Annotated in this window: 23 protein-coding genes; 8 read left to right on the forward strand and 15 right to left on the reverse strand. The window is 59.7% G+C overall.

Annotated elements, in window-relative coordinates:
- The 4 genes from OK142_RS16575 to OK142_RS16590 are packed head-to-tail and all read right to left on the reverse strand — an operon-like array spanning position 1 to position 3,617.
- Positions 1–888 carry a branched-chain amino acid ABC transporter permease gene (locus tag OK142_RS16575; protein WP_082185075.1) on the reverse strand — a complete coding sequence of 296 codons (888 nt, stop codon included), beginning with the start codon at positions 886–888 and terminating at the stop codon, positions 1–3.
- 2 nt (positions 889–890) lie between these two features.
- Positions 891–1,592 carry an ABC transporter ATP-binding protein gene (locus OK142_RS16580; RefSeq protein WP_498683981.1) on the reverse strand — a complete coding sequence of 234 codons (702 nt, stop codon included), beginning with the start codon at positions 1,590–1,592 and terminating at the stop codon, positions 891–893.
- Between the two features lies 1 nt (position 1,593).
- Positions 1,594–2,379 carry an ABC transporter ATP-binding protein gene (locus tag OK142_RS16585; RefSeq protein WP_498683984.1) on the reverse strand — a complete coding sequence of 262 codons (786 nt, stop codon included), beginning with the start codon at positions 2,377–2,379 and terminating at the stop codon, positions 1,594–1,596.
- A gap of 29 nt (positions 2,380–2,408) precedes the next feature.
- Positions 2,409–3,617, reverse strand: coding sequence for an ABC transporter substrate-binding protein (locus tag OK142_RS16590; RefSeq protein WP_216331734.1), 1,209 nt, complete (start codon positions 3,615–3,617; stop codon positions 2,409–2,411).
- 233 nt (positions 3,618–3,850) lie between these two features.
- Here OK142_RS16590 and OK142_RS16595 point away from each other — a divergent pair, with 233 nt between their 5' ends.
- Positions 3,851–4,768 carry a LysR family transcriptional regulator gene (locus OK142_RS16595; RefSeq protein WP_082185078.1) on the forward strand — a complete coding sequence of 306 codons (918 nt, stop codon included), beginning with the start codon at positions 3,851–3,853 and terminating at the stop codon, positions 4,766–4,768.
- 132 nt (positions 4,769–4,900) lie between these two features.
- Positions 4,901–5,923, forward strand: a complete 1,023-nt coding sequence (locus OK142_RS16600; RefSeq protein ID WP_498683986.1) for an LLM class flavin-dependent oxidoreductase — start codon at positions 4,901–4,903, stop codon at positions 5,921–5,923.
- Positions 5,924–6,110: 187 nt separating this feature from the next.
- Here OK142_RS16600 and OK142_RS16605 read toward each other — a convergent pair whose 3' ends face one another.
- On the reverse strand, positions 6,111–7,229 hold the full coding sequence (locus tag OK142_RS16605; RefSeq protein ID WP_498683989.1) for a mandelate racemase/muconate lactonizing enzyme family protein: 1,119 nt from the start codon (positions 7,227–7,229) through the stop codon (positions 6,111–6,113).
- A 277-nt stretch (positions 7,230–7,506) separates the two neighbouring features.
- On the opposite strand from OK142_RS16605, the gene OK142_RS16610 reads away from it, so the two are divergent.
- Together OK142_RS16610 and OK142_RS16615 are read left to right on the forward strand one after the other, a co-directional pair.
- Entirely contained in the window at positions 7,507–8,181 is a 675-nt protein-coding gene (locus OK142_RS16610; RefSeq protein WP_498683990.1) for a GntR family transcriptional regulator, read from the forward strand.
- A gap of 110 nt (positions 8,182–8,291) precedes the next feature.
- The gene (locus tag OK142_RS16615) at positions 8,292–9,752 is read left to right on the forward strand and encodes a mannitol dehydrogenase family protein (RefSeq protein ID WP_498683991.1); all 1,461 of its coding nucleotides are present in this window, start codon (positions 8,292–8,294) and stop codon (positions 9,750–9,752) included.
- 64 nt (positions 9,753–9,816) lie between these two features.
- Here OK142_RS16615 and OK142_RS16620 read toward each other — a convergent pair whose 3' ends face one another.
- The 8 genes from OK142_RS16620 to OK142_RS16655 form a co-directional block, all read right to left on the reverse strand.
- The gene (locus OK142_RS16620; RefSeq protein WP_498683992.1) at positions 9,817–10,662 is read right to left on the reverse strand and encodes an ATP-binding cassette domain-containing protein; all 846 of its coding nucleotides are present in this window, start codon (positions 10,660–10,662) and stop codon (positions 9,817–9,819) included.
- On the reverse strand, positions 10,659–11,498 hold the full coding sequence (locus OK142_RS16625) for an ABC transporter ATP-binding protein (protein WP_082185084.1): 840 nt from the start codon (positions 11,496–11,498) through the stop codon (positions 10,659–10,661). Before OK142_RS16625 ends, OK142_RS16620 begins: the two co-directional genes overlap by 4 nt.
- A gap of 3 nt (positions 11,499–11,501) precedes the next feature.
- Positions 11,502–12,416 (reverse strand): ABC transporter permease subunit, encoded by a 915-nt coding sequence (locus tag OK142_RS16630; RefSeq protein ID WP_003498443.1) that lies wholly within the window; start codon positions 12,414–12,416, stop codon positions 11,502–11,504.
- A complete protein-coding gene (locus OK142_RS16635; protein WP_003498442.1) occupies positions 12,413–13,420 on the reverse strand; it encodes an ABC transporter permease subunit in 1,008 nt (335 codons plus the stop codon). The genes OK142_RS16630 and OK142_RS16635 overlap by 4 nt, the downstream gene beginning before the upstream one ends.
- A gap of 62 nt (positions 13,421–13,482) precedes the next feature.
- Positions 13,483–15,087 (reverse strand): ABC transporter substrate-binding protein, encoded by a 1,605-nt coding sequence (locus tag OK142_RS16640; protein ID WP_498683995.1) that lies wholly within the window; start codon positions 15,085–15,087, stop codon positions 13,483–13,485.
- A gap of 120 nt (positions 15,088–15,207) precedes the next feature.
- Entirely contained in the window at positions 15,208–16,395 is a 1,188-nt protein-coding gene (locus tag OK142_RS16645; protein WP_498683996.1) for a M24 family metallopeptidase, read from the reverse strand.
- A gap of 535 nt (positions 16,396–16,930) precedes the next feature.
- On the reverse strand, positions 16,931–17,680 hold the full coding sequence (locus OK142_RS16650) for an SDR family oxidoreductase (RefSeq protein ID WP_498683997.1): 750 nt from the start codon (positions 17,678–17,680) through the stop codon (positions 16,931–16,933).
- Positions 17,677–18,291 carry a nucleoside 2-deoxyribosyltransferase gene (locus OK142_RS16655; protein WP_216331727.1) on the reverse strand — a complete coding sequence of 205 codons (615 nt, stop codon included), beginning with the start codon at positions 18,289–18,291 and terminating at the stop codon, positions 17,677–17,679. The genes OK142_RS16650 and OK142_RS16655 overlap by 4 nt, the downstream gene beginning before the upstream one ends.
- A gap of 180 nt (positions 18,292–18,471) precedes the next feature.
- Here OK142_RS16655 and OK142_RS16660 point away from each other — a divergent pair, with 180 nt between their 5' ends.
- The 4 genes from OK142_RS16660 (at position 18,472) to OK142_RS16675 (ending at position 22,579) form a co-directional block, all read left to right on the forward strand.
- On the forward strand, positions 18,472–19,098 hold the full coding sequence (locus OK142_RS16660; protein ID WP_082185088.1) for a ribonuclease D: 627 nt from the start codon (positions 18,472–18,474) through the stop codon (positions 19,096–19,098).
- Between the two features lie 83 nt (positions 19,099–19,181).
- Complete coding sequence (locus OK142_RS16665) at positions 19,182–20,411, forward strand: hypothetical protein (RefSeq protein ID WP_498684000.1); 1,230 nt, start codon at positions 19,182–19,184, stop codon at positions 20,409–20,411.
- A gap of 48 nt (positions 20,412–20,459) precedes the next feature.
- Positions 20,460–20,768 (forward strand): hypothetical protein, encoded by a 309-nt coding sequence (locus OK142_RS16670; RefSeq protein WP_498684002.1) that lies wholly within the window; start codon positions 20,460–20,462, stop codon positions 20,766–20,768.
- Positions 20,769–21,031: 263 nt separating this feature from the next.
- A complete protein-coding gene (locus OK142_RS16675) occupies positions 21,032–22,579 on the forward strand; it encodes a hypothetical protein (protein ID WP_498684003.1) in 1,548 nt (515 codons plus the stop codon).
- Positions 22,580–22,677: 98 nt separating this feature from the next.
- Here OK142_RS16675 and rpsA read toward each other — a convergent pair whose 3' ends face one another.
- Positions 22,678–24,378 carry a 30S ribosomal protein S1 gene (rpsA, locus tag OK142_RS16680; RefSeq protein WP_035243010.1) on the reverse strand — a complete coding sequence of 567 codons (1,701 nt, stop codon included), beginning with the start codon at positions 24,376–24,378 and terminating at the stop codon, positions 22,678–22,680.
- Between the two features lie 170 nt (positions 24,379–24,548).
- Positions 24,549–25,208, reverse strand: a complete 660-nt coding sequence (cmk, locus tag OK142_RS16685; protein ID WP_216331723.1) for a (d)CMP kinase — start codon at positions 25,206–25,208, stop codon at positions 24,549–24,551.
- Positions 25,209–25,304 lie beyond the last annotated feature (96 nt).

Below are 25,304 nucleotides of genomic sequence, written 5' to 3' on the forward strand. Positions count from 1 at the left end.
TCAGGCGTCCTTTCCGAAAAGTCCGGCGGGGCGGATGAGCAGCACAAAGGCCATGATGACGAAAATGACGATGTTGGAGGCTTCCGGGTAGAACACCTTGGTCAGGCCTTCGGCGATGCCGAGCATGTAGCCGGTGACGATGGCGCCCATGATCGAGCCCATGCCGCCGACCACGACAACCGCGAAGACGACGATAATGAGGTTGGTGCCCATCAGCGGCGAGACCTGATAGATCGGCGCGGCGAGAACGCCGGTAAAACCGGCAAGGCCCGCACCCAGTGCATAGGTCAGCGTCAGGAGCACCGGCACGTTGATGCCGAAAGCCTGTACCAGCGTCGGATTTTCCGTCGCCGCGCGCAGATAGGAGCCAAGCCGCGTCTTTTCGATCAGCGCCCAGGTGGCAAGGCAGGCAACCAGCGAGATGACGACGACGAAAGCGCGATAATTCGGCAGGAACATGAAGCCGAGATTGGTGCCGCCGGCAAGCTGCGGTGGAACCGAATAGGGCTGGCCGGCAGCGCCATAAAGCCAGCGGAACGTGCCTTCAACCACCAGCGCCAAGCCGAAGGTGAAGAGCAACCCGTAGAGCGGATCGAGATCATAAAGCCTGGATAGCATGAGGCGTTCGACGATCGCGCCAAGGAGCGCCACGACCAGCGGCGTCACGACCAGCGCCACCCAGAAGCTGATGCCGAAATATTGCAGTCCGAGAAAGGCGACGAAAGCGCCGAGCATATATTGCGCGCCATGGGCAAAATTGATGACACGCAGCAGGCCGAAAATGACGGCAAGGCCGAGCGACAGCAGGGCATAAAACGACCCGTTGATGAGGCCGATCAGCAATTGCCCGAGCAGGGCCTGAATTGGAACGCCGAAGAGCATCGTCATCGTTAAACCCCCAGCACTTTATTGAGTTCGCCCATGCGGTCGGAAAGCTCGCTCACCGGAAAATTGCTGACCATCTGGCCATGATCCATCAGGTAGAAACGATCCGCGATGCGGCTGGCGAAGCGGAAATTCTGCTCGACCAGAACAACGGTCATGCCCCGGCTTTTCAGTGTCTTAAGCACCTCGCCGATGCGCTGCACGATAACAGGTGCAAGCCCCTCGGTCGGCTCATCGAGCAGGAGAACCTTGACCCCGGTGCGCAGGATGCGCGCCATGGCCAGCATCTGCTGCTCGCCGCCGGAGAGCTTGGTGCCGGGACTTGCCCGACGCTCGTAGAGATTAGGAAACAGCTCGTAGATTTCATCGAGCGTCATGCCGCCGGATGCGACGACGGGCGGCAGCTTCAGGTTCTCCTCGACGCTCAGCGTCGCGAAGATGCCGCGCTCTTCCGGCACGAAACCGATGCCGTATTTTGCCGTGCGATGCAGCGGCACCGGCATCATATCCTTGCCACCGAGCTTGATCACGCCCTTGCGGTTGCGGATGATGCCCATGATGGTGCGCAGCGTCGTGGTTTTGCCCACGCCGTTGCGGCCGAGAATGGTGATGGTTTCGCCTTCGCCGACGTTCAGATCGACGCCGTGCAGCGCCTGGCTTTCGCCGTACCAGGATTTCAGGTTGGAGACTTCGAGCATTGCCGCCATATCAAGCCTCCTCCGTGCCCATATAGGCCGTGCGCACACGCGGATCGGCGGAAACGGCGGCATAATCGCCCTCCGCCAGAATTTCACCGCGTTGCAGGACCGTGACGTGGTGGCAGATATCGGCCACGACTTTCAGATTGTGTTCGACCATCAGCACCGCGCGTGTCTTTGCCACCTCACGGATGAGTTCGGCGACGTGGGCGACATCCTCGCCGCCCATGCCGGCCATCGGTTCATCGAGCAGCAGAACCTTTGGATCAAGCGCGAGCGTAGTGGCGATTTCGAGGACCCGCTTGCGGCCGTAAGAAAGATCGGCCGCAAGCGCATGTTTTTCCCGCGTCAGACCGACCATGGCGATCAGTTCCTCGGCACGGGCGTTCAGCCTGTCAAGCGAAGAGAGCGGCAGCCAGAACTGTGTTGAAAGGCTGTTGGGCCTTTGCAACGCCACCCGTACGTTTTCCAGAACCGTCAGATGCGGAAACACCGCCGATATCTGGAACGACCTGACGAGGCCGAGACGCGCCACCTTGTCTGGTGGCGTCCTTGTTATGTCCGTTCCCATGAAGGTGATCGCCCCGCCTGTCGGCTGGAGAAACTTGGTCAACAGGTTGAAGACCGTAGTCTTGCCAGCGCCGTTCGGACCGATCAGCGCATGCACGCGGGCATGATGCACGTCGAGATCGACGTTTTTCACAGCTGCGAATGCACCGAAGGTCTTGGTGAGACCACGCGCCGAAAGAACGACGCGAGGTTCGGCCTGCCCGGCAGGGGCGGGAGCGATCGTCATGAAACTTTCCCCTTTATTGCATCAGTCTTTTATTGGGTCACCAGCGGGCAACCGCTCTTTGCCGGGTCCATGAAGGCTTCCTTGCCGGGGATCGTGGCAAGCACCTTGTAATAGTCCCACGGCTGCTTGCTCTCATCCGGCTTCTTCACCTCCATGAGATACATGTCGTGGATCATACGGCCGTTCGCTGCCACATGGCCGTCCTTGGCGAAAACGTCGTTGACCGGCATTTCCTTCATGGCCTTGGCAACGGCGTCGGCATCATCCGTCCCGGCCTTTTCGATGGCTTTCAGATAGTGCAGGACGGCGGAATAAGTGCCTGTGTGCACCATGTTCGGCATGGCGCCGGTGCGTTCCTTGAACCGTTCGCCGAATTTGCGCGATTCATCGTCGCGGTCCCAATAGAAGCCTTCCGTCAGCGTCAGGCCCTGGGCTGCTTCGAGGCCGAGGCCATGCACTTCGGCAAGCGTGAAGAGAAGGGCCGCAAGACGCTGGCCGCCCGCCACGATGCCGAATTCGGCCGCCTGCTTGATGGCATTGGAGGTATCGAGACCGGCATTGGCAAGGCCGATGACCTTCGCGCCTGATGACTGCGCCTGCAACAGGAAGGAGGAATAATCGGTCGTCGCCAGCGGATGGCGCACGGAGCCCAGCACCTTGCCGCCATTGGCCTTGACGAAATTGGCAGTGTTTTCTTCAAGCGAATAACCGAAGGCGTAGTCGGCGGTCAGGAAGAACCAGCTGTCGCCGCCCTGCTTCACCAGCGCGCCGCCGGTGCCGACTGCGAGCGAATAGGTGTCGTATGCCCAATGGAAACCATAGGGGCTGCATTGTTTGCCCGTCAGCTCCGTCGTTGCCGCACCCGTATTTACGGTGATCTTCTTCTTGTCCTTGGAGAGCGCCTGCACGGCCAGACCCACCGAAGACGAGGTCAACTCCATGATGGAGTCGACCTGTTCCGTGTCATACCATTGCCGGGCGATGTTGGAGGCGACATCCGCCTTGTTCTGATGGTCGGCGGTCACTACCTCAACCGGCGCATTCAGTACCTTGCCGCCGAAATCCTCAACCGCCATCTTCGCGGCCTCATAAGAGTACTTGCCGCCGAAGTTGGCGTAGACGCCCGACTGGTCGTTCAGGATGCCTATCTTGACCTTGCCGTCGGAAATCTCGGCAGCATAGGCGGCGGTGCCCGCGGCCAGTGCCATGGCCGTGGATAAAACGATACTCTTGCGCATGACTTCTCCTCCCAGAGATGATTGCGAGCCTCAGATGGGTCTGTGCAACGGTGAACGAAGCCGCATGGCGGAGTTTTTCGCCATTGCACCCGAATGGTCACACCGCCCTCCTCAAAGCGGTGCATCCTGAGCTTAGACTTCTCGAATTCGGCCGTTGACACAAGAGCGGGGCATCATCAAATTGCGAACAGGAACTGTTCATTTTTGAACAGAACTCTTGATGGGAGACGAAAATGGCCACCCCTTTCACCTGGGACGACCTGCAATATTTTCTGGCGGTGGCCCGCACCGGGCAACTCTCATCGGCGGCAAGAAGCCTGCGCACCAGCCACGCCACCGTCTCCCGCCACATCGATCGGCTGGAATTCTCGCTTAAAACCAAGCTGTTCGAGAGAAACCCGCGCGGTTACGAGCTGACAACGGTCGGGCGGCGGCTGGTCGATACCGTCGAGCGCATCGAGGCCGAAGCGGAAAGGCTGCAGTCGGATATTTCCGAAAGCGGCAGCCTGCTGCGCGGCGTGGTGCGGCTCAGCGCGCCTGAAGGTTTTTCCAATTTTTTCTTTGTGGAGAGACTGAAGGACTTCGCCATTACCCATCCTCACATCATGGTGGAGATGGTGACGATCCAGCAGATCATGGCGCTGTCGAGAAAAGAGGCGGATGTGGCGGTCACGCTCGATCCGCCCAAAGCCGGTCCCTATATCAACGAACAGATCATCGACTACACGCTGCATATCTATGCATCACGATCCTATCTCGCCGGACATCCAAAAATCACGCGACGCGAAGACTTACCCGATCATTTCTTTATCGGTTACGTGCAGGATCTCATCTTCTCGCCGGGTCTCGACTATATGCGTGATGTGCTGCCGGGCCTCAGACCCAACTTCCAGTCATCGAGCATTTTCGCGCAGTTGACCGCAACGCTGAGCGGCCGTGGCCTTTGCATATTGCCGAATTTCATCGCCGCGCGCTTCCCCGATCTGCAGATGGTGCTTGCCGGTGAAGTGGAACTGCGGCGGGGTTACTGGCTGACGAGCCATCAGGACCTTGCCAACGTGCCGCGTGTCCGCTCGCTGATGGACTTCATTCTCACCACGGCGCGCGCCCACGAAAATCTCTTCATCCTCGACCGAAGGACGATTGCCTGACGGCCATCGTTCACATTTCGGCGACACCCTGTCTACGGGTGGCGCATTGGAGGATGTGCGCGGTTGCTTATATGACTGACAACAACGACGCCGGCTCAAACGGCCGCGTCCTCCAACATTTGGAAGGTCATCATGAAAAAGATCGGATTTTTATCCTTCGGACACTGGACGCCCTCGCCCCAGTCGCAGACCCGCTCGGCTGCGGACACGCTGCTGCAATCGATCGACCTTGCCGTCGCCGCGGAAGAGCTGGGCGCCGACGGCGCCTATTTTCGCGTGCACCATTTCGCCCGCCAGCTGGCTTCCCCCTTCCCGCTGCTCGCGGCGGTCGGCGCCAGAACGAAGAGCATCGAGATCGGCACCGGCGTCATCGACATGCGCTATGAAAACCCGTTCTACATGGCCGAAGATGCAGGTTCTGCCGATCTCATAGCGGGCGGTCGCCTGCAGCTCGGCATCAGCCGCGGTTCGCCGGAACAGGTGATCGACGGCTGGCGTTATTTCGGTTACCGCCCGGCTGAAGGCCAGAGCGAAGAGGATATGGCGCGGCAGCATACCGAGGTCTTCCTCGAACTGCTGAAGGGCGAAGGTTTCGCTGAGCCGAACCCGCGACCGATGTTCCCCAACCCGCCCGGCCTTTTGCGGCTGGAGCCACATTCCGAAGGTCTGCGCGAGCGCATCTGGTGGGGTTCCAGCTCCAACGCCACGGCGGTTTGGGCGGCAAAGCTTGGCATGAATCTGCAAAGCTCCACCCTGAAGACGGATGAGACGGGTGAGCCTTTCCATGTCCAGCAGGCGCAGCAGATCCGCAACTTCCGGGAAGCCTGGAAGGAAGCCGGCCACACCCGCGAACCCCGTGTGTCGGTCAGCCGCAGCATCTTCGCTCTCGTCAACGATCGCGACCGGTCCTATTTCGGTTACGGCAACGAAGGCGATGACAAGATCGGTTATATCGACGACAAGACACGCGCAATCTTCGGGCGCAGCTATGCCGCCGAGCCTGAAAAACTGATCGAACAGCTGAAAGCCGACGAGGCCATCGCCGAGGCCGACACGCTGCTCCTCACCGTGCCCAACCAGCTGGGCGTCGATTACAACGCCCATGTGATCGAGACGATCCTGAAGCAGGTGGCGCCCGCACTTGGCTGGCGCTAGGTCTGGCAGACCTACATAATCCACACTCCGTCACCCCGGACTTGATCCGGGGTCCAGCGCGATCAAGTCTTTGATAGCAAGAGAGTCCTTTCACGGCGCGGACGCGCCGTGGCTGGATGCCGGATCAAGTCCGGCATGACGGAGGACAGGCTTTCCCTTCCTTAAAATCTGGGCTGTGTACCGCTGCTCATTTTACCGACTTGCCGTAACGGGCGACGCTTTCGGCCAAAGGCGTGGTGCTGGCGCCCGGAAGCTCGGGCCGCTTGTAAACGCCGTCGCGAACATGGATCGGTTCCTCGAAATGATCCTTGATCCACGGAATATATTCGAGAATGGTCGAGGCCGGATGCCAGTAGCTCAGGTGCACATGCAGCTGGCTCATCTCGCCGGCATGCGGCACGACCGGGAGGCGATGGGCGAGCGCGAGATCGGCGACCTGAATATATTCGGTAATGCCGCCGAGCCTGGTCACATCCGGCTGGACATAGGCAACCGCGCCCGCATCGATGAATGAGCGGAACGCATCCACCGTATAAAGCTGCTCACCAAGCGCAATCGGAATGGACGTGTTCCGCGCCAGCCGCGCATGGCTCGTGACATCGTCATACCAGAGCGGCTCCTCGAACCAGTAGATATCCAGATCTTTCGCCGCCGCGCAGAAGCGCTGGCAAGTCGGCAGGTCCCACTTGCCATTGCCGTCAATCGCAATCCTGACGGAAGAGCCGACGCGTTTGCGGACGGCTGCAAGCCGCGCAATGTCGATATTCGGATCGTCATGCCCGACCTTGAACTTCAGGCGGGTGAAGCCATCTTCCTCCACCGCTTTGGCGCTGCCAGCCAGGAGATTTTCCAGAGTGAAGGAAAGCCAGCCAATATCGGTATTATAGGCTTCCACTCCGGCCGTGCGCGCGCCGCCAAGGTAATGCCAGAGCGGAACACCCGCCTTTTTCGCCTTCAGGTCCCAGAGCGCCACGTCGACAGCGGCCAGCGCCAAATGCGTGATGCCTGCACGGCCAACCCATTGCAATGCGGGGTAACGGGCAAGTTTCATCCAGAGCCGCGAATGGTCGGAGGCGTCCTCCCCCACCAGCAGGGGCGCATAACAATCGCTGATGCAGGATGTGATCAGCCTGTCGGATGGCAAATGTGCATGGGTGCCGGTGAACCCATAGCCCTCGAGACCGTCACTGGTGGTGATTTTTGCGCCGACGACGCCCCAGTGAGTGATGCTGTGTGTGGAATCGGAAATCGACTCCGAGGTCAGCGGCAGATGCAGGATGAAAGGTTCGACAGCGGTTATTTTCATGATCGGTCAGTTCCTCGACGCTTGAGCGGCCTTTGAGGAGGAATAAACGGATGCCCCTTCCTGATCGAAGCCCGACGGCTGGCCGCCGGAAAATCCTCACCCCGCAGTCATTAACCACAGGAGCGCCCTTCAGGGGAACGCCAGACCGCCCTCCTCCAGCAGCCAGCTTCCGATGACCGATAGAGCTAGCGGAAAAACGACCATTGTAAAATAAAAAATTTTTTATTTTTAATATTTGACCATTGTCTGCCTCGTAAAGCTGAGCGATGATGTTTCCATGAACACGCTGGTCAAAGTCACACTCGCCGAACAGGCGCATCAGGAATTGCGGGCACGCATCGTCAGCGGCAAATTGCGCGGCGGCGAGCGCCTGCTGCCCAATGAGCTTGCCGCCGATCTCGGCATCAGCCCCACGCCGGTCAAGGAAGCCTGCCTGAAACTCGAGGCGGACGGGCTGGTGGTCAATTCCTCCCGGCGCGGCATGGTGGTGCGTGATTTTACGGTGGAGGACGTGGAGGAACTCTACGCCGCCAGAATGCTGCTGGAAAAAGGTGCCGTGGAAGTGGCTTTCGATGCCGGGCAGCTGGATGGGGCGCTGCACGCGCAGCTTCTGGAAAGTCTTGCGAAACACCGCGAATTTGCCAAAGGCCCGACACTCGACGAATTGTCGAAGGCGCTTTTTTACGATCGCAGCTTTCACACGGCTCTTGTTTCGGCCGCGCGCATTCCGGTCATCTCCGGTTCGCATGAGCGCATTCTCGACCAGACCCACACGGTTTTCGTGTCGATTCTGGGCGATTACGCCCGCTCGGTCGAGGAACACCAGAATATTGCCGATGCCATCGCCGCTGGCAGCAAGGCACAGATCGTGGATGCGCTCTGGCGGCATCTCGAGCGCAGCCGGCAAAACACGCTGCGTCAGGTGCGGCTGCTCAAAGAGGCTCGGGCCTGATCTATTCAGACTATAATGGGAGGGGATGACATGATGGGAGAAAACCCGGACGCCGTAATTCCAGTGACGTGTGCCACGGATTTTTCTTTTCGGACGGGAAAGTCGCATCGATGACAGACCGGCTTTCCGCTGCCACCCTGCCCCGCCTGCCGCAATCCGTCGCAACGCCTGCCTATGACCGCCAGAAGGTCACGCCGGGCATCGTGCATCTTGGCGTCGGCGCCTTTCACCGCGCGCATCAGGCCGTTTTCATCGACGATTGCCTCAACCGCGGCGAGACGCAATGGGGCATTGTCGCCGCATCGCTCAGAAGCCCGGACACCCGCGACGCCATAGAGCCGCAGGACAATCTCTACACCTTCTGCCTGCGCGATGGAGAAAGCGAGCGCCTGCGCATCATCGGCTCCATCCTCGAAACCATCGTCGCACCTGAGGACCCCGAACGGCTGGTGGAACGGCTCTCCGATCCGCGTGTCCTTGTCGTGACGCTGACGGTGACGGAGAAGGGTTATCTGACCAATCTCGCATCCCGAAGCCTGCTGCGCGATCATCCAGATATTCTCCATGACCTCGAGAACCCGGACCGGCCGCGTTCCATCTTCGGTTTCATTCTTGCAGCCACAAGGCGCAGGCGCGCTGAAGGCTCCCTGCCGCTGACGCTTCTGTCCTGCGACAACCTGCCGGCCAACGGACATGTGCTGCGAAAGCTGCTGCTGGAATTTGCGAGCCTCGCGGACAAGGAACTGGCAGCATTCATCGAGACCAACATTGCTTTCCCCTGCTCGATGGTGGACCGGATCGTTCCCGCGACGACGGATGAGGATCGGGATTCGATATCCGCAGCACTTGGTGCGCGCGATGCCTGGCCAGTGGTGGCCGAACCCTATTTCCGTTTCGTCATCGAAGACCGTTTTCCGCATGGAAGGCCGAAGCTCGAAAAATCAGGCGTGGAGTTCGTCGGCAATGTCGAACCTTACGAGCATATGAAGCTCAGAATGCTGAACGGCTCCCACAGCGCCATCGCCGCCATTGGCCAGATCGCCGGACTTGCAACGGTGGCGGACGCATGGGGCGAAAAGTCCGTGCGCGATTTCATCGACGCCTATTGGCGCGAGATCGGCCGGACGCTGGACCCTTCCGTCGACGGTGCGGAATTCGCGGACGGCCTGCGGGAGCGTTTCGCCAATCCTTCGCTGCAACACAAGACCGTGCAGATTGCCTCCGACGCCTCGCAGAAGGTGCCGTTGCGCATTCTCGCCCCCTTGCGCGAATTGCTGGAAGAGAAGGCCGAAAGCAGGGCCGTCGTTTTTGCCGTCGCTTTGTGGATCAGGTCCTGCGCGGACAGGGATGAAAAGGGTCAACTGATCACCATTCTCGATCCTGCTTTCAAGGAATGGGATGCCCCGGACCAACTGACAATGTCGCCCGATGCCGTCGTCGACCGTTTTCTCACCTTCGGGCGCACATTTGGCGAGGACCTTCCTGAAAACGAGACCTTCGTCTCAACCCTGAAGGCCGCTTATCGGGATGTCCGGGAGAATGGCGCGCTCGACGCCATCGCTGATTTTTGAAGTCCTGAAAAAAGAACAGGCCGGAAATCCGGCCTGCTCAACTTTACTCACCGGTAAAAATCACTCAAGCCGTCGCAGCCTGCCGTGCCGCCTTGCGGCGTTCCACGCGGGCGCGGATGGCGTCGACATCCGTGATCGGCGTGGCTGCAAAAAGCTGGCGCGTATAGGCGTGCTTGGGATCGGCAAACAGTTCCTCGCGCGTTCCCTGCTCCACGGCCTCGCCCTTCGAGATGACCATCACGTCATCGGCGATATAACGGACCACGGAAAGATCGTGGCTCACGAAGACGTAGGTGAGTTCGAACTCTTCCTGCAGATCGCTGAGCAGGTTCAGCACCTGCGCCTGTACCGACAGATCGAGCGCCGAGACCGGTTCGTCCAGCACCAGAAGTGCCGGATTGAGCATCAACGCCCGTGCAATGGCGATGCGCTGGCGCTGGCCGCCTGAGAACATATGCGGATAGCGGTTGAAGTGTTCCGGCCCCAGGCCCACCTTCACCAGCATGGCTTCAGCCCGCTCGCGACGCTCGGAAGCCGGCATCTTTGTATTGATGACAAGCGGTTCCATCAACACGTCACCAACCTTCTGGCGCGGATTGAGGCTGCCATAGGGGTTCTGGAACACCATCTGCACCTTGGAGCGCATGTCGGTGCCGGGACGACGCTTGGCGATATCGACCGGCTGGCCGTCGATCTTCAGCTCGCCGCCGGATGCCGGATCGATCAGCGCGATGATGCGCGCAAGCGTTGACTTGCCCGAACCGGATTCCCCGACGATGGCGAGCGTCTTGCCGCGCTCGACAGCGAAATCGATGCCCTTCAGCGCCTGAACCGTCTTGGCGCCGCCGAACAGGCCGCCCGGAACGTGATAATGGCGGGTAACGCCCTTGCCTTCGACAACGATGCTCATTGAACGCCCTCCTTGCCGAAGAAATCGGAAACCGTGGGCAGGCGGTCACCGGTCGCATTTTCCGGCAGGGCCGAAAGCAATGCCTTGGTATAGGGATGCTGCGGGGCTTCGAAGAGGCTTAAGACATCCGCCTCCTCCATCTTGCGGCCCTTATATTGCACCACGACGCGGTCTGCGGTTTCCGCCACAACACCCATGTCATGGGTGATGAGGATGAGCGCCATGCCGTATTCTTCCTGCAGGGTCATCAACAGATCGAGGATCTGCTTCTGGATCGTCACGTCGAGCGCGGTCGTCGGCTCGTCGGCGATCAGCAGACGCGGTTTGGAGGCGATTGCGATCGCGATCATCACACGCTGGCATTGACCGCCGGACATCTGGTGCGGATAGGCGTTAAGCTTGGTCTCCGGATCGGGAATACCGACGGCCCGGAACAGTTCGAGCGCCCGCGCACGCGCGGCGGACCGGCCCATGCCGAGATTGAGGCGCAGCACCTCCTCGATCTGGAAACCGACCGTAAACGACGGGTTGAGCGACGCGACCGGCTCTTGAAAGATCATGGTGATCTCGCGGCCGATCAGTTTGCGACGCTCCTGCGGCGTCATCGCCAGCAGGTTCGTGCCGTCGAAGGTCATCTCGTCGGCGGTGATTGTCGCCGTATCGGGCAGAAGCCCCATCACGGCGAGCATGGATACCGACTTGCCCGAACCGGACTCCCCGACGATGGCGAGCACTTCGTGCTTGTCCACGGAGACGTCGATGCCGTTAACGGCGGTGAAGGCACCGGTGGCGGTGGCGAACTTGACGGTGAGGTTCTTGATTTTCAGCAGGCTCATCGGTCAGCTCCGCTTCAGTTTGGGATCGAGCGCATCGCGCAGCCCGTCGCCCATCAGGTTGATGGCGAGCACGGATACGAGGATCGTCAGGCCGGGAAGGGTAACGACCCACCAGGCGCGCAGGATGAACTCGCGGGCTTCGGCCAGCATCGTGCCCCATTCGGAGGCGGGCGGCTGCGCGCCCATGCCGAGGAAGCCGAGAGCCGCCGCATCGAGAACGGCGGACGAGAAGGAAAGCGTTGCCTGAACGATCAGCGGCGCAAGGCAGTTCGGCAGGATGGTCTTGAACATCAGCCGGAAATTGCCGGCACCCGCCACACGGGCGGCCGTGACATATTCACGGCGCAACTCGCTCATGACAGCCGCACGCGTCAGACGCGCGAAATGCGGCTGGTAGACGATGGCGATTGCTATCATGGCATTCGTGAGCCCAGGCCCCAGGATTGCAACCAGCACAAGCGCCAGAAGCAGCGAGGGAAACGCCAGGATGACGTCCATCACGCGCATGATGACGGTATCGACCCAGCCGCCGAAGAAGCCGGCGACGAGACCGATGACGATACCGCCGACAAGCGCGATGGAGACGACGACGACGCCGATGAACAGCGAATATTGGGCGCCATAGATCAGGCGGGACAGCATGTCGCGGCCGACCGCATCGGTGCCGAAGAAGAAGCCGGCACGGCCCCCGTCCTGCCACACCGGCGGAACGAGCAGCGCATCGCGATATTGCTGGGTCGGATCATGCGGCGCGATCAGGGGCGCAAAAACCGCGATGAGGACCAGGAGAATGAAGACGGCAAGGCCGATGACGGCGCCACGGTTCTGGCGGAAATAGAACCAGAAATCGGCGATCATCCGGCGGCGGATGGCGGCGTCAGAAAGCCTGACGACGGGAGCTGTGGTCACATCGCTCATTTGTGACGGATCCTCGGATTGATGAGGCCATAGGTCAGATCGACAAGCAGGTTGACGACCATTACCAGACCCGCGATCAGAAGCAGGCCGCTCTGCACGACCGGATAGTCGCGGCGAGAGATGGAATCGATCATCCACTTGCCGATACCCGGCCAGGAAAAGATGGTTTCGGTCAGGATTGCGCCCGCCATCAGCACGCCGATCTGCAGGCCGATGGTGGTGATGACCGGGATCATGGCGTTGCGAAGCGCATGGATGCCGACGACGCGGGAGGGCGACATGCCCTTGGCACGCGCTGTGCGCACATAATCTTCACTCAGGACCTCCAGCATTGCCGAGCGCGTCTGGCGCGCGATGACGGCAAGGGGAATGGTGGCAAGCACCACCGAAGGCAGAATGAGATGGGACAAAGCCGAGGCGAAGGCGCCCTTCTGCCCCGAGATCAGGCTGTCGATCAGCATGAAACCGGTGACGGAGGGGAAGAAATACATCAGCGAGATGCGGCCCGACACCGGCGTCCACTGCAGGATGCCGGAGAACATGATGATGAGCAGCAGGCCCCACCAGAAGATCGGCATGGAGAAGCCCACCAGCGCGGTCGTCATGGAAATCTGGTCGAACCACGAGCCGCGACGGATGGCGGCAATGACGCCCACCGGCACACCGATCACGGTGGCGATGATGATGGCGACGAGGCCAAGCTCGACCGTCGCGGGGAAGAGCGACAGGAACTCAGTCAGAACGGGTTTCTTGGTGACCAGCGAATTGCCGAGATCACCCTGAAGCAGCCGCCCAAGAAAATGGAGATATTGCTGCCAGATAGGCTGGCTGAAGCCGAGCTGTTCGGCAAGCTGCGCATGCCGTTCGGGTGAAATGCCGCGCTCACCCGCCATCAACAGCACGGGATCTCCCGGCAGGACGCGAACGAAGGCAAAGGCGACAATGGTAATCCCGAGAAATGTCGGAACGAGATAGAGAAGTTTGCCGAAAATGAACCGGATCATGGTTTTTTCCTGAAAAGACGCGCGGAAGAACCGGGTTCTTCCGCGCGTCCTGTTACTTGGGATTACTCCGCGATATCGACGGATTCGAAGGTGAAGTCGCCAAGCGGGCTCATGGTGAAGCCGGAAACCTTGGCAGACATCGGAACGAACTGCGTGGAGTGCGCAAGCGTCGCCCACGGAGCCTGTTCCTTGAAGATCACCTGCGCCTGCTCATAAAGCTTGGTGCGCTCGGCAACGTCAGTGGTCTGCTTTGCCTTGGACAGCAGCTCGGAGAACTCCTTGTTGCACCACTGAGCACGGTTTGCTCCGCCTTCGCCGGTTGCGGCGCAGGAGAGCAGAACGCCCATGAAGTTATCCGGGTCACCGTTGTCGCCGGTCCAGCCGAGGATGACGGAGCCGTCGCGGTTCACTTCGGTCGACTTCTTGAGGTATTCACCCCATTCGAAGGAGACGATCTCGGCCTTGACGCCGACCTTCGCGAAATCCGACTGGATCAGCTCGGCCGTGCGGCGGGCGTTCGGCATGTAGGGACGCTGAACCGGCATCGCCCAGATCTTCATCGTCAGATCCTTGACGCCAGCGGCTTCGAGAGCCTTCTTGGTTGCTTCCGGATCGTACGGATCGTCCTTGATGCTGTCATTGTAGGACCACATCGTCGGGGGGATCGGGTTCTTGGCAACAGTGCCGGCACCCTGGAAGACGGCGTCGATGATCGCCTGCTTGTTCATCGCCATGTTCAGCGCCTTGCGCACTTCCGGCTTGTCGAAAGGTGCAACGGTGGTGTTGTAGGCGAAGTAGGCAACGTTCAGACCGGGCTGCTCGTCGAGCTTGAGGTTCTTATCGGCGCGGATGGTGGCCAGGTCAGCCGGAGCCGGATAAGGCATCAGGTGGCATTCGCCGGCCTTCAGCTTCTGCAGACGAACGGCGGCGTCAGGCGTGATCGCGAAGATCAGATCGTCGATCTTCGGCGCGTCACCCCAGTAGTCGGCGTTCTTCTGGTAGCGGATGACCGCGTCCTTCTGATAGGCGACGAACTTGAACGGACCGGTGCCGATCGGCAGGTTGTTGAAGTCTTCCTTGGTGCCGGCCTTATCAAGCGTATCGGCATATTCCTTCGATACGATCGAAGCGAAAGGCATGGCGATATTGGCGAGGAACGGCGCTTCCGGGCGCGTCAGCACGAACTTGACGGTGTAATCGTCAACCTTGACGATTTCCTTGATCAGCGACGGCATTTCCATGGAGTTGTAATATTCGTAGGTGATGCCTGCGATATACTGGTTCCACGGGTTCTTCGCGTCACCCTGGCGGTTGTAGCTGAAGATCACGTCATCGGCGTTGAAATCGCGGCTCGGCGTGAACTTGTCGTTGGAGTGGAACTTCACACCCTTGCGCAGGTGGAAGGTGTATTCCAGACCGTCGCTCGAAACATCCCATTTTTCGGCGAGACCAGGCTCGACTTCGGTCGTGCCCTTCTTGAACTCGGTCAGACGGTTGTAGACCGGATGCGCGGAGGCATCGAAGGTGCCGCCGGCGGTGTAAGGCGACGGATCGAAGCCTTCCGGCGATGCCTCGGAGCAATAAACGAAGGTCTTCGCCATGGCAGGCATGGCGGAAGTGATCGCAATCGCAGAGGCGATAAGCAAACTGCGGGTCAGCGTTTTCATCTGGTGGTCCTTTCCCTCTTTTTCTGAGTTCCTGCGGCCCCGTCCGGGGGCCTACCTCTTCTGGTCAGCAACGACGCGGGGAGCCCCGTGCCGCTGTTCGGTCCTTTGCCTCCCGACCAATTACCCGGCGACCGGCTGGAACAGCCAGTCGAGGTTCTTTTCCGGAGGGCAGAACCAGCGCGGTCCCGCCTCCGTCATATATACAATGTCCTCGAGACGAACGCCGCATTCCCCATAAACGCACAGCATCGGCTCGATGGAAAAGCACATGCCCGGCTCAAGCGCCGTGGCATTTCCCGCAACGATATAGGGTTCTTCGTGAATATCCAGCCCAAGCCCGTGGCCGGTGCGGTGCGGCAGGCCGGGAAGCTGATAATCCGGTCCGAAACCGGCCGCTTTCAGACTGTCGCGCGCGGCCTTGTCCACGTCGGAGCACGCAGCGCCGACCTTAGCCGCGTCAAAGGCCGCAGCCTGCGCGTCGCGTTCGGCATTCCAGAGAAAACGCTGCCGTTCCGTCGGCTGACCGAAAACATAGGTGCGGGTGATATCCGAACGATAGCCGTGAAGAATGGCGCCGAGATCGACCAGCACCATATCGCCATCGTTCAGCGTCTGCGCATAAGGCACGCCATGCGGATAGGCCGTCGCCTCGCCGAACTGCACGGCCACAAAAAGCGGCTTCATGCCAAGCGCGATATGCGCGGCGTTGACGAAATCAGCCACTTCTGTTGTGGAAACGCCCGGACGAAGCCCCTCGAACACAGCCTTCTGCACGCCGTAGCTCGCATCCATCGCTGTCTGGATGATGGCGATCTCGGCTGCGGATTTGACTTGCCGCTGGGCAACGATCATCGGCTGGGCCGAAATGATCCGGCCTTCCAGACGCTGCATCAGGGCCGAGGCAAAGACAAAGGGAGTGGCGGGATCGATGGCGACAAGATGGCCGGGGCACGCCAGAGCATCGATGCGCTTCACCATCAGGTCGAATGGATTTTCATCCTCTTCCCAGACGGCAACCTCACCCGGAATGCGGATCAGGGTCTGAAGCTTCGGCTCCTCGAAAGTCGGGCTGACATAGACCGGATTACCCTCGGCGGGCACGAGGGCACCATGAATGCGCTCCGAAAGCCCAAGCGAAAGGCCGGTATAATAGGTCAGCGACGATGATGCATCGAGCCAGACCGCCTTCACATTTTGCTGGATCATTCGCGCTTGCAGGCCGCGCAACCGCGCCCTCAGTTCGTCTTCAGCGATCGATGGAACCGCGATCGGCTGAAACCGCTTCAGCGCCTCTTTAAAGTCTGCCATTCTCTCCCCGCCGCTTTCGGGCGCACAGACACAAGCGTGTCGGCAACCTCCCAAGCGTTCTTTTGCCCATGCTTAACCACAGGCCGATGGCTAAGCAATGGGCCTGCACCATGCGCCGCCACAAAACTGTGCATATTCATCTAGACATAACGAAATTGTGATCGACACGCGTCCGATTCCGGCAAGCATCGCCTTGACGGCGAAACCGGAAACACCCCCGCGAATTCAGGGGGAACATCATCATCGCCGCAGCAATTGCGCCAGGCAACAAAGATCAAAAGAAAGCCCAAAAAAGGAAAAAGCCTGCCGCGGGAGGAGGTGCGGCAGGCTTCAAACTTGATCGGCGACTGGGAGGAGGAGTGCCACCGATCCACATCTAGCGACGCTGGGAGGAGGAGTGCGTCGCTTCGATGATTTAAATATAGCGACTTCCGCGCTTTTTAACAGAGCAAGTCTCGCAATGCAGCATTGCATTTCTGCATAGCTCTGAAAATCCTGCTTGGTTTTTCAGCACTCCCGCAAAAACCCTGAGAAATCAGCTTTCCCGGTATACCTGGAAACCGGCAAATGACTGGTTGACCGGCATGAGTTCGAGGCTGTTGATGTTGATATGCTTGGGCTGCGAGGCCACCCAATAGATCGTGTTGGCGATATCGTCCGCCGTGATCGGATTAACGCCCTTGTAGAGATTATCCGAGGCATCCTGGTTGCCACCGGTGCGCACGAGCGTGAATTCCGTCTCGCACATGCCGGGTTCGATGGAGGTGACGCGCACGCCCTTTCCATGCAGGTCTGAGCGAAGACCGAGCGAGAATTGCCGCAGGAAGGCTTTGGTGCCGGCATAGACGTTGCCACCGGCATAGGGCCAGTGCGCAGCCACCGACGAGAGGTTGACGACAATGCCCTTGCGGTCGATCAGGGTCGGCAAGAGCTGGTGGGTGATGTTCAGGAGACCGGTGATATTGGTGTTCACCATGGTCTGCCAGTCCTTCAGCGGCACCTGCGGCGCGGGCGCCGTGCCAAGTGCCAGACCGGCATTGTTGACGAGAATGTCGATGTCCCGGAAACCCTCCGGCAGAGCCGCAAGCGCCTTTTGCGTCGCATCTTCGTCGGTGATGTCGAAGGCGACGCCGTGAAAGGCAGTGCCGAGTTCCTGCACCAGCGCCTCCAGCCGTTCCGCCCGCCGGCCGGTGCCGATGACCTTCCAGCCTTCCTGGATGAAGCGCCGTGCCGTTGCCTGTCCGAAACCGGATGTGGCGCCGGTGATGAGGATGGTACCGCTCATGATGATGTCTCCGCTAGATTTTTTCTGTCAGGGTCAGGCTGTATCAATAATTTTTCAGCGGCCGCCGCCAGGCAGCGCTTGTATGCGTCCAGATCCGTATAAAGCGCCTCTTCGGATGCGTTGCCGACAATGATGACGCCGCCGCGACGCACGATCCCGCCATGCAGCATGAGATTGTCGACCATGTCGAAATTCTCGATCGACAACCCGTCCGGGCCGCGATACCGGCCAGTGTCGTCAATCGCGGCAACGCCGCCGTAATGCGCCTTGATGCGGGTGAAGTGATTGGCCGCGACGTTGGTATAGGCGAAAACCGGCTTGCCCAGCGCGCACATGAAACCCAACTCGTAACTCGTTCCCGTATCGGCGGCGACACCGCGGAACGGCGTGAGATTGGCGATCACCGCATCGGCTTCCAGCATCATCTGCTCGTCGATGGCATTGATGTTGCAACCGTGGCCGATCTTCGTATCCGCCGGAGGGATTTGCAGATCACCCGGCGATAGCGGCACAAAGCCGGCTTCCCGTGCAAGGGCAGCCTTCAGGTCAAGCATTTCACGGGCGTTCGGGAGGAAAACCTCCGGTCCGGCGAGATAGATTTTCTTTGTCATCGGGAATGTCATGCGATCTGTAAGATAGAGGATATTCCTGAAACTAACCCGGGGGCTTTCGCAAAGGCAAGTGCCAAGGGCGCTTAGGATGACGCGGCGGAACGGCCCATAAAACGGTATCGTCCAGCCTTTCTTTCCGTTATAGCCGGAGCGACAAACTGGAAATTTCTGGAGCAAGACATGGCAGCACCCATCCGTTACCACGAAGGCGATATTTCCGCCGAAGATGCCGCGCGTTATACCGGCGCCATCGCAATCGATACGGAAACGCTGGGACTGGTGCCGCGCCGCGACCGTCTCTGCGTTGTCCAGCTTTCGCCCGGCGACGGAACGGCGGACGTCATCCGCATCGCAGCCGGCCAGAAGGAGGCTCCTAACCTCGTCCGGATGCTTGCCGATCCCGCCCGCCAGAAGATCTTTCATTATGGCCGTTTCGACATCGCCGTTCTGTTCCACACCTTCGGCGTGACGACCACGCCGGTTTTCTGCACCAAGATCGCCTCGCGCCTGACCCGCACCTATACCGACCGGCATGGGCTGAAGGACAATCTGAAGGAAATGCTGGAAATCGATATTTCCAAGGCGCAGCAATCGTCGGACTGGGCAGCGGAAACCCTGTCGCCCGCGCAGCTTGAATATGCCGCCTCGGATGTGCTTCACCTGCATGCGCTGCGCGACAAGCTGACCGCCCGCCTCATACGCGACGGCCGCCTAGACCACGCCGATGCCTGTTTCGCGTTTTTGCCGACCCGTGCGAAGCTCGATCTTCTCGGTTGGGAAGAAACGGATATTTTCGCCCATAGCTGAGCGTTTCTACGCTTCGTTTAAGCACTGATTTACCAGAACTGCCTATTCTCGGCCGCAACTTTGGGCGGCCGGGGACTTTCCAGATGATTACTCCGCTACAGCAGACGGCGGGCATTGCAGTCAGCGATCTCATGCGGTCGATGGTCGAAACCATCGAGGAGCGCCAGCGCGAAGAGCAGGAAAAGGCAAACGGCACCAAAAAGGACGAGGCGGTCAAGACACAGCCGCAGCCGGACGAAAGCCAGCGTGTCGCCAATGAAAAGATAAGCGCCTATCTGTTTGGCTTCTTGAAACCGGACGCGGATCCCTTCGCCTCGCTTGTCTCCCGTTTCTCCTCTGCCCTCGGCATCACCCAGGAAGCCGACGAATCGAGTTTTTCTTTCGCACAACGGCTTCAGGACGCATTGACCCTGACCGCAAATTTCGAAAAAGCCGATCCGCTGGGAAAAGCCACGAAGATTTCCCTGACGTCCTTCGGCGTTTCGGAAGGACAGGTTGTGGACGTGCTGAACAACGGCGTCAACGCCAAGATGGACCCCATGGCGGCACTCGCCGCCCGCATCGCCAAAAGCGTCGACCTGACAGGCAAGGAAGAGGATTTCGGCGAGCAGATGTCGAACGCCATCATGGCGGCGCGCGCCAACTTGCCCAAGAGCGTCGATGATCTGGAAAAATCCACGGGCCTCAAGGAACTCGGCGTTTCGGCGCAGCAGATGATCGCTGCCATCTCCAACCCGTATGGAGATGCAGCGCGTGCCGTCAAGGATGCGCTGAACGAGCAGGCGAAAGGCACCCGCTTCATGACGCAGGAGACCCTGAAGGTCATTCAGCGTCTGGAAGATGTCGCCGATCCGAAAACCAAGGAAGAACTGCAGGCGGAGCGCGGTGAAAACCGCATTGGCGAAGTCAATGATGCCGAAGTTGCGGCCGAGCGGGAAAAGGACATCCAGACCCGCGATGCGCAGGGCAAGCTCGAAGACGTGCAGAAACTTCAGGACGTCGTGAAAGAACACCTGGATGCTTCCGCTAATGAAAAAACGGAAGGCGTCGAGGGACAAGGCCCGGTCGACATTTCATCGGAAATCGCCCTGATCTCCGTGCTTGCGGCAACGCCTGCGACGGAAACGGCCCCGGCGGAAGACGATAACGAAACTGCAACGACCGATGCGGCCGCCACGCAGGCGGATGCGAAAGACGACGCCGAAAAACTGCTTGATGCACAGGCGGTTGTCGAGAATGCCCGAAACACCATTCTGCCGATCTCGATCGACGACAATGGCCTTTATGAACTGCTGAAGAAAAAGGCGGCATGATTGCCGTTTCCAGCAGTCACTTGAGCGAAACATGATGTGAGTTCAGACATGTCCGATATATCAGGCGTATTCGGTAGCGCCAGTCACGATACCGAACCGAACGCGGCCCAGGCGTTGCTCTCCATGTCAGCCCCGCCGCTCGTCCCGGATGACGCCGATTTTATTGCGCCGGCCGAGGAAGAACCCCTCATCGCCCCTGAAGAAACCCGCCCGGAAAGAAGCTTCCCCAAGGCGAGCTGGCTTGACGCGATGCCGCCGGAAGCCGTCGAGATGACGACCAGTGAACCCGACCACATTTCATCGGTCAATTCAGATGATAACGGGCTTTACCGCATGTTCATCGGCATCTCCCCCTGACGAACCCGCCGGGGCGCAATGCTCATGGTTAGCCAAATCTTAATATCTGCAGGTCAAGCTTCGGCTTGATGATTCTGTGTGCTCCGACAAGAGCTGGCATTCGGGCCAGCGGCGCGCACGGCGCTCCCGCATGAGCGGGCGAGATGACACCTGTACATCACCGGCGCGGCAATCTTTCAACATACGGGCCAAATGCGGATCAGAGAGCCAGGGATTGGCCCTTTCGCAGCCAGCGGCGGTCATCGATAGGAACGGAGCGCAGCATGTTACCGCCTGTACCGAAAATTCCGGCAGCCGATGCCGCCTATGGAGCCTCAGCCACGCCGACACCGCGCGGGCAGCTGAAAGAGGTCGTGCAGCCACAGCCGAGCAATCCTGCTCCCGACAATGGCGGCGATGTTTTTGCCAGAGCCGCAATTGCCACCCTCACCAGCGAATTTCAGCTTTCCCGCAGTACCGCAGTTCTGGCGGAAACGCTCGGCAAGCTGATGAACCTGCCGAGGCGTGACGGCGAAGCCATTCAAAACTATGTGGTGCGCCTGACCGATGCCCTTCGCGCCCTGCCCGCGCCGCAGCGTCTGGCGCTGGAACAACAAGTTGCCAAGGTGCTGCAGGGGTTGAGCCTTTCAATGCTTGCCGAAATCCTGAAACAGCCGACAGGCCCCGATGCCGCACGCCTTGCGCTTCTGATCGAGCTTTCCCGCTACAAGGGAATGGATCTCGCCGCAAAGGCAGTCGTCTCTTCCTATCAACAAAATAATTCGGCCAATCCGACGCCCGCACAGCGGCCCCAGCCGGGGTCGCAAAACGTCCAAAACCAGAGTGCGGAAAGCCGCCCGAATGCGACAGCGACAGCGCAGCCGGTAAATGCAGCAACCGGCCGGCTCCTGTCTCAATTCATTGGCCCGCTTGCCCTCAACAGCGCAGCCGTCAAAGCCATTGTGGCTGCGCAGACGGCACCGCCGGACCTCCGCGTCAATCTTCCCATCCCGCCCGCCAATGCGCCCGATGCTTCGCCCGAAACCGTAAAGCCGGATGGAAAAGCCGAAAACACGGCGCGTCCGCTTCAACCACAAACGGGCAGCGCGACAAAGGAAGGAAGGGTGCCTACAGAGGCGCGTGCCGCAAACCCGGCACGGGCGGAAAACGCCGAAATACGTCCTGCCCTGCCCCATCGGGACATTGCTAAGGCGGAGCAGAAAGAAGCACGGACGGCATTGCCCCAGTCGTCCGGCCAGCCTGCAGGCGATGTCAAAAATATTGAAAATCTGCTGCTTGCAGCTCTCGCCGGCAAGCTTCCCGCCAAAACAACAGATGCAGCGCAGCCTGCCGCCTCGCAGCCGGGCGTCCCAACGCAACAGCTGGAAGAACAGCCCACCGAAAAAGCCGCTTCGGCAACATCCGCCGCCCGCCCATCCGGCGAGGAAACGGAGACAGCAGCACATCGGCCTGAAACCCCGCCACTGCCCCGCGCCGCAACTGATCCTGAAGCCAGAATGGCGATGCTCGAGCAATCGGCGTCACAATCGCTGATCGCTGCGGCTCTCGCAAAAGCAGGCACGCCGCTACCGCTCGTCGCCTATCCCCCGGCGGAAGATGATCACGAATCGGAAAGCCCGCATCGCGGACGCGGCCCGTTTTCCGAGGAGGAGGCAGAAGGCGAGCCGGAGGGCGAAAATTCCGGCAGTCAGGATGAAGCCGAAGAACGGGTGGCGGCCAATGACGAGGCCGGCGAACCGGGAGCGCCTCAGGAGGGGGCTTCCGACGATAGCGCGGAAAATTACTACCTCAGAATGAGCGGCATGCTCTAAGCCCCGCGCCACTCATTCGGCCATAACGCGGACATTCCACCCAATAAAAAACCCGCCGGAAATTCCGGCGGGTTCTTCATTTCAAAGGATCGAAGCGATTATTCGCCGCGGTTCTTCAGAGCCGCGCCGAGGATGTCGCCGAGCGAAGCGCCCGAGTCGGACGAACCGAACTGTGCGACTGCTTCCTTCTCTTCAGCGATTTCCAGCGCCTTGATCGAAAGCATGACCTTGCGGTCCTTCTTGGAGAAGTTGACGACGCGGGCGTCGAAAACCTGACCGACCGAGAAACGCTCCGGACGCTGATCGTCACGATCGCGTGCGAGGTCGTTGCGGCGGATGAAGGAGGTGATGTCCTCGTGGTTGACGAGCTTCACTTCCACGCCACCGTCGTTAACGGCGATGACTTCGCACGAAACGACTGCGTTCTTGCGCAGGTCGCCGGACGTTGCGGCTTCACCGACAGCATCCTTGCCGAGCTGCTTGATGCCGAGCGAGATGCGTTCCTTCTCGACGTCAACATCGAGAACGACGGCTTTGACCACGTCACCCTTGTTGAACTCTTCGATGACCTGTTCGCCCGGACGGTTCCAGTCGAGATCCGACAGGTGAACCATGCCGTCAACATCGCCTTCGAGGCCAATGAACAGGCCGAATTCGGTCTTGTTCTTGACTTCGCCTTCAACTTCAGTGCCGGCCGGATGGCTGAAGGCAAATGCCTGCCACGGGTTTTCCAGCGTCTGCTTGAGGCCGAGCGAGATACGGCGCTTGGACGGATCGACTTCGAGAACGACAACGTCGACTTCCTGGCTCGTGGACAGGATCTTGCCGGGATGTACGTTCTTCTTGGTCCAGGACATTTCGGAAATGTGGATCAGGCCTTCGATGCCCGGCTCCAGCTCGACGAATGCACCGTAGTCGGTGATGTTCGTGACCGTGCCGGAGATCTTCTTGCCAACCGGGTACTTGGCGGAGATGCCATCCCACGGATCCGACTCAAGCTGCTTCATGCCGAGCGAGATACGGTGGGTTTCCTGGTTGATGCGGATGATCTGAACCTTGACCTGCTGGCCAATGTTGAGGATTTCCGAAGGATGGTTGACGCGGCGCCATGCCATGTCGGTGACGTGCAGCAGGCCGTCGATGCCGCCGAGGTCAACGAACGCACCGTAATCGGTGATGTTCTTGACGACGCCGTCAACAACCTGGCCTTCTTCGAGGTTCTGAACGATTTCAGAACGTTGCTCGGCACGGGACTCTTCGAGAACTGTGCGGCGCGAAACAACGATGTTGCCGCGACGCTTGTCCATCTTGAGGATTTCGAAGGGCTGCGGGTTGTGCATCAGCGGGGTAACGTCGCGGATCGGACGGATGTCGACCTGCGAACGCGGAAGGAAGGCAACAGCGCCGTCCAGATCGACGGTGAAACCACCCTTAACCTGGTTGAAGATAACGCCTTCGACGCGCTCGCCGGCTTCGAACTTGGCTTCGAGCTTGACCCAGCTTTCTTCGCGGCGAGCCTTCTCGCGCGACAGAACGGCTTCGCCGAGAGCGTTTTCGATGCGCTCGACGTAAACTTCGACTTCGTCGCCGACCTTCAGCGTGCCGTCCTTGGACTTCGCGCCGAATTCCTTCAACGGTACGCGGCCTTCAACCTTGAGGCCGACGTCGACGATGGCAACATCCTTCTCGATTGCCGTTACGATACCCTTGGCAACATAGCCTTCGGCAAGATCGTTAGAGGCAAAGGATTCTTCGAGAAGCGCTGCGAAATCTTCGCGCGTGGGGGTAGATACTGACATGAAATCTCCTGATTGCATCCGCTTGAAAGCGAATACAAAAGCGCCGGTGGGCTAGCGTTGTTGATACCCGAACCCATGCCCGCCTTTTTAAAAGGCTTTCCGGCGCAAGGACATGTCTTCGGGCAATTCCGGACTAAACGCGGGCCGAAATCAGCGGTTCCGCGAAAAACCTATTTCTCCAGGGCGGCGTCGATAATCGCCCGCGCGGCCTGAAACGCCGCCTCTATACTCATTTCCGACGTATCTAGCAAGTGCGCGTCTTCAGCCGGTTTCAACGGGCTGTCGGCGCGGCCCATGTCGCGCTCGTCGCGTTTCCTCACTTCAGCGAAAATGGCATCGTAATCCGCCACCCCGCCATTGGCGAGGATTTCGTCATGACGCCGCCGCGCCCGCACGTCCGGCGACGCCGTGACATAAAGCTTCACCGGCGCATCCGGGCACACCACCGTGCCGATGTCGCGGCCGTCCAGAACCGTGCCCGGCTCCTTTGCGGCAAAACGCTGCTGCGCCTTCACGAGCGCGCGCCGCACCGGCGTCATCACGGCAATCCTGGACGCAGCCTCGCCAATATCGTGCCGGGAAAGGACCGAACGGTCGAGGCCGGCAAGGTCGAGTTCCATCGCCACTTTTTCAGCGACACTTTCATCATCGAGCGGCAGGCCGGCATCAAGAAGGGCCTTGGCCGTCGCTCTGTAGGTCAGCCCGGTATCGAGATGATGGAAACCATAGGTCTCCGCAATCTTTCGTGACAAGGTGCCTTTGCCAGCGGCAGCCGGCCCGTCTATGGCGATCGTGAAGGTCATGAAGCTTTCTGCCTGTGCGTCCGTCATTAATACAATAGAGTGCAGGATGTCTCCCGATCTTTATGAGCATCCCCGCATACAGGTTGCGCCAAGGGAGGGCGACATCCGAAGTTTGTCTTTGAC

The organism is Agrobacterium sp. BT-220-3 (genome assembly GCF_025910175.1).
GTDB lineage: Bacteria > Pseudomonadota > Alphaproteobacteria > Rhizobiales > Rhizobiaceae > Agrobacterium > Agrobacterium oryzihabitans.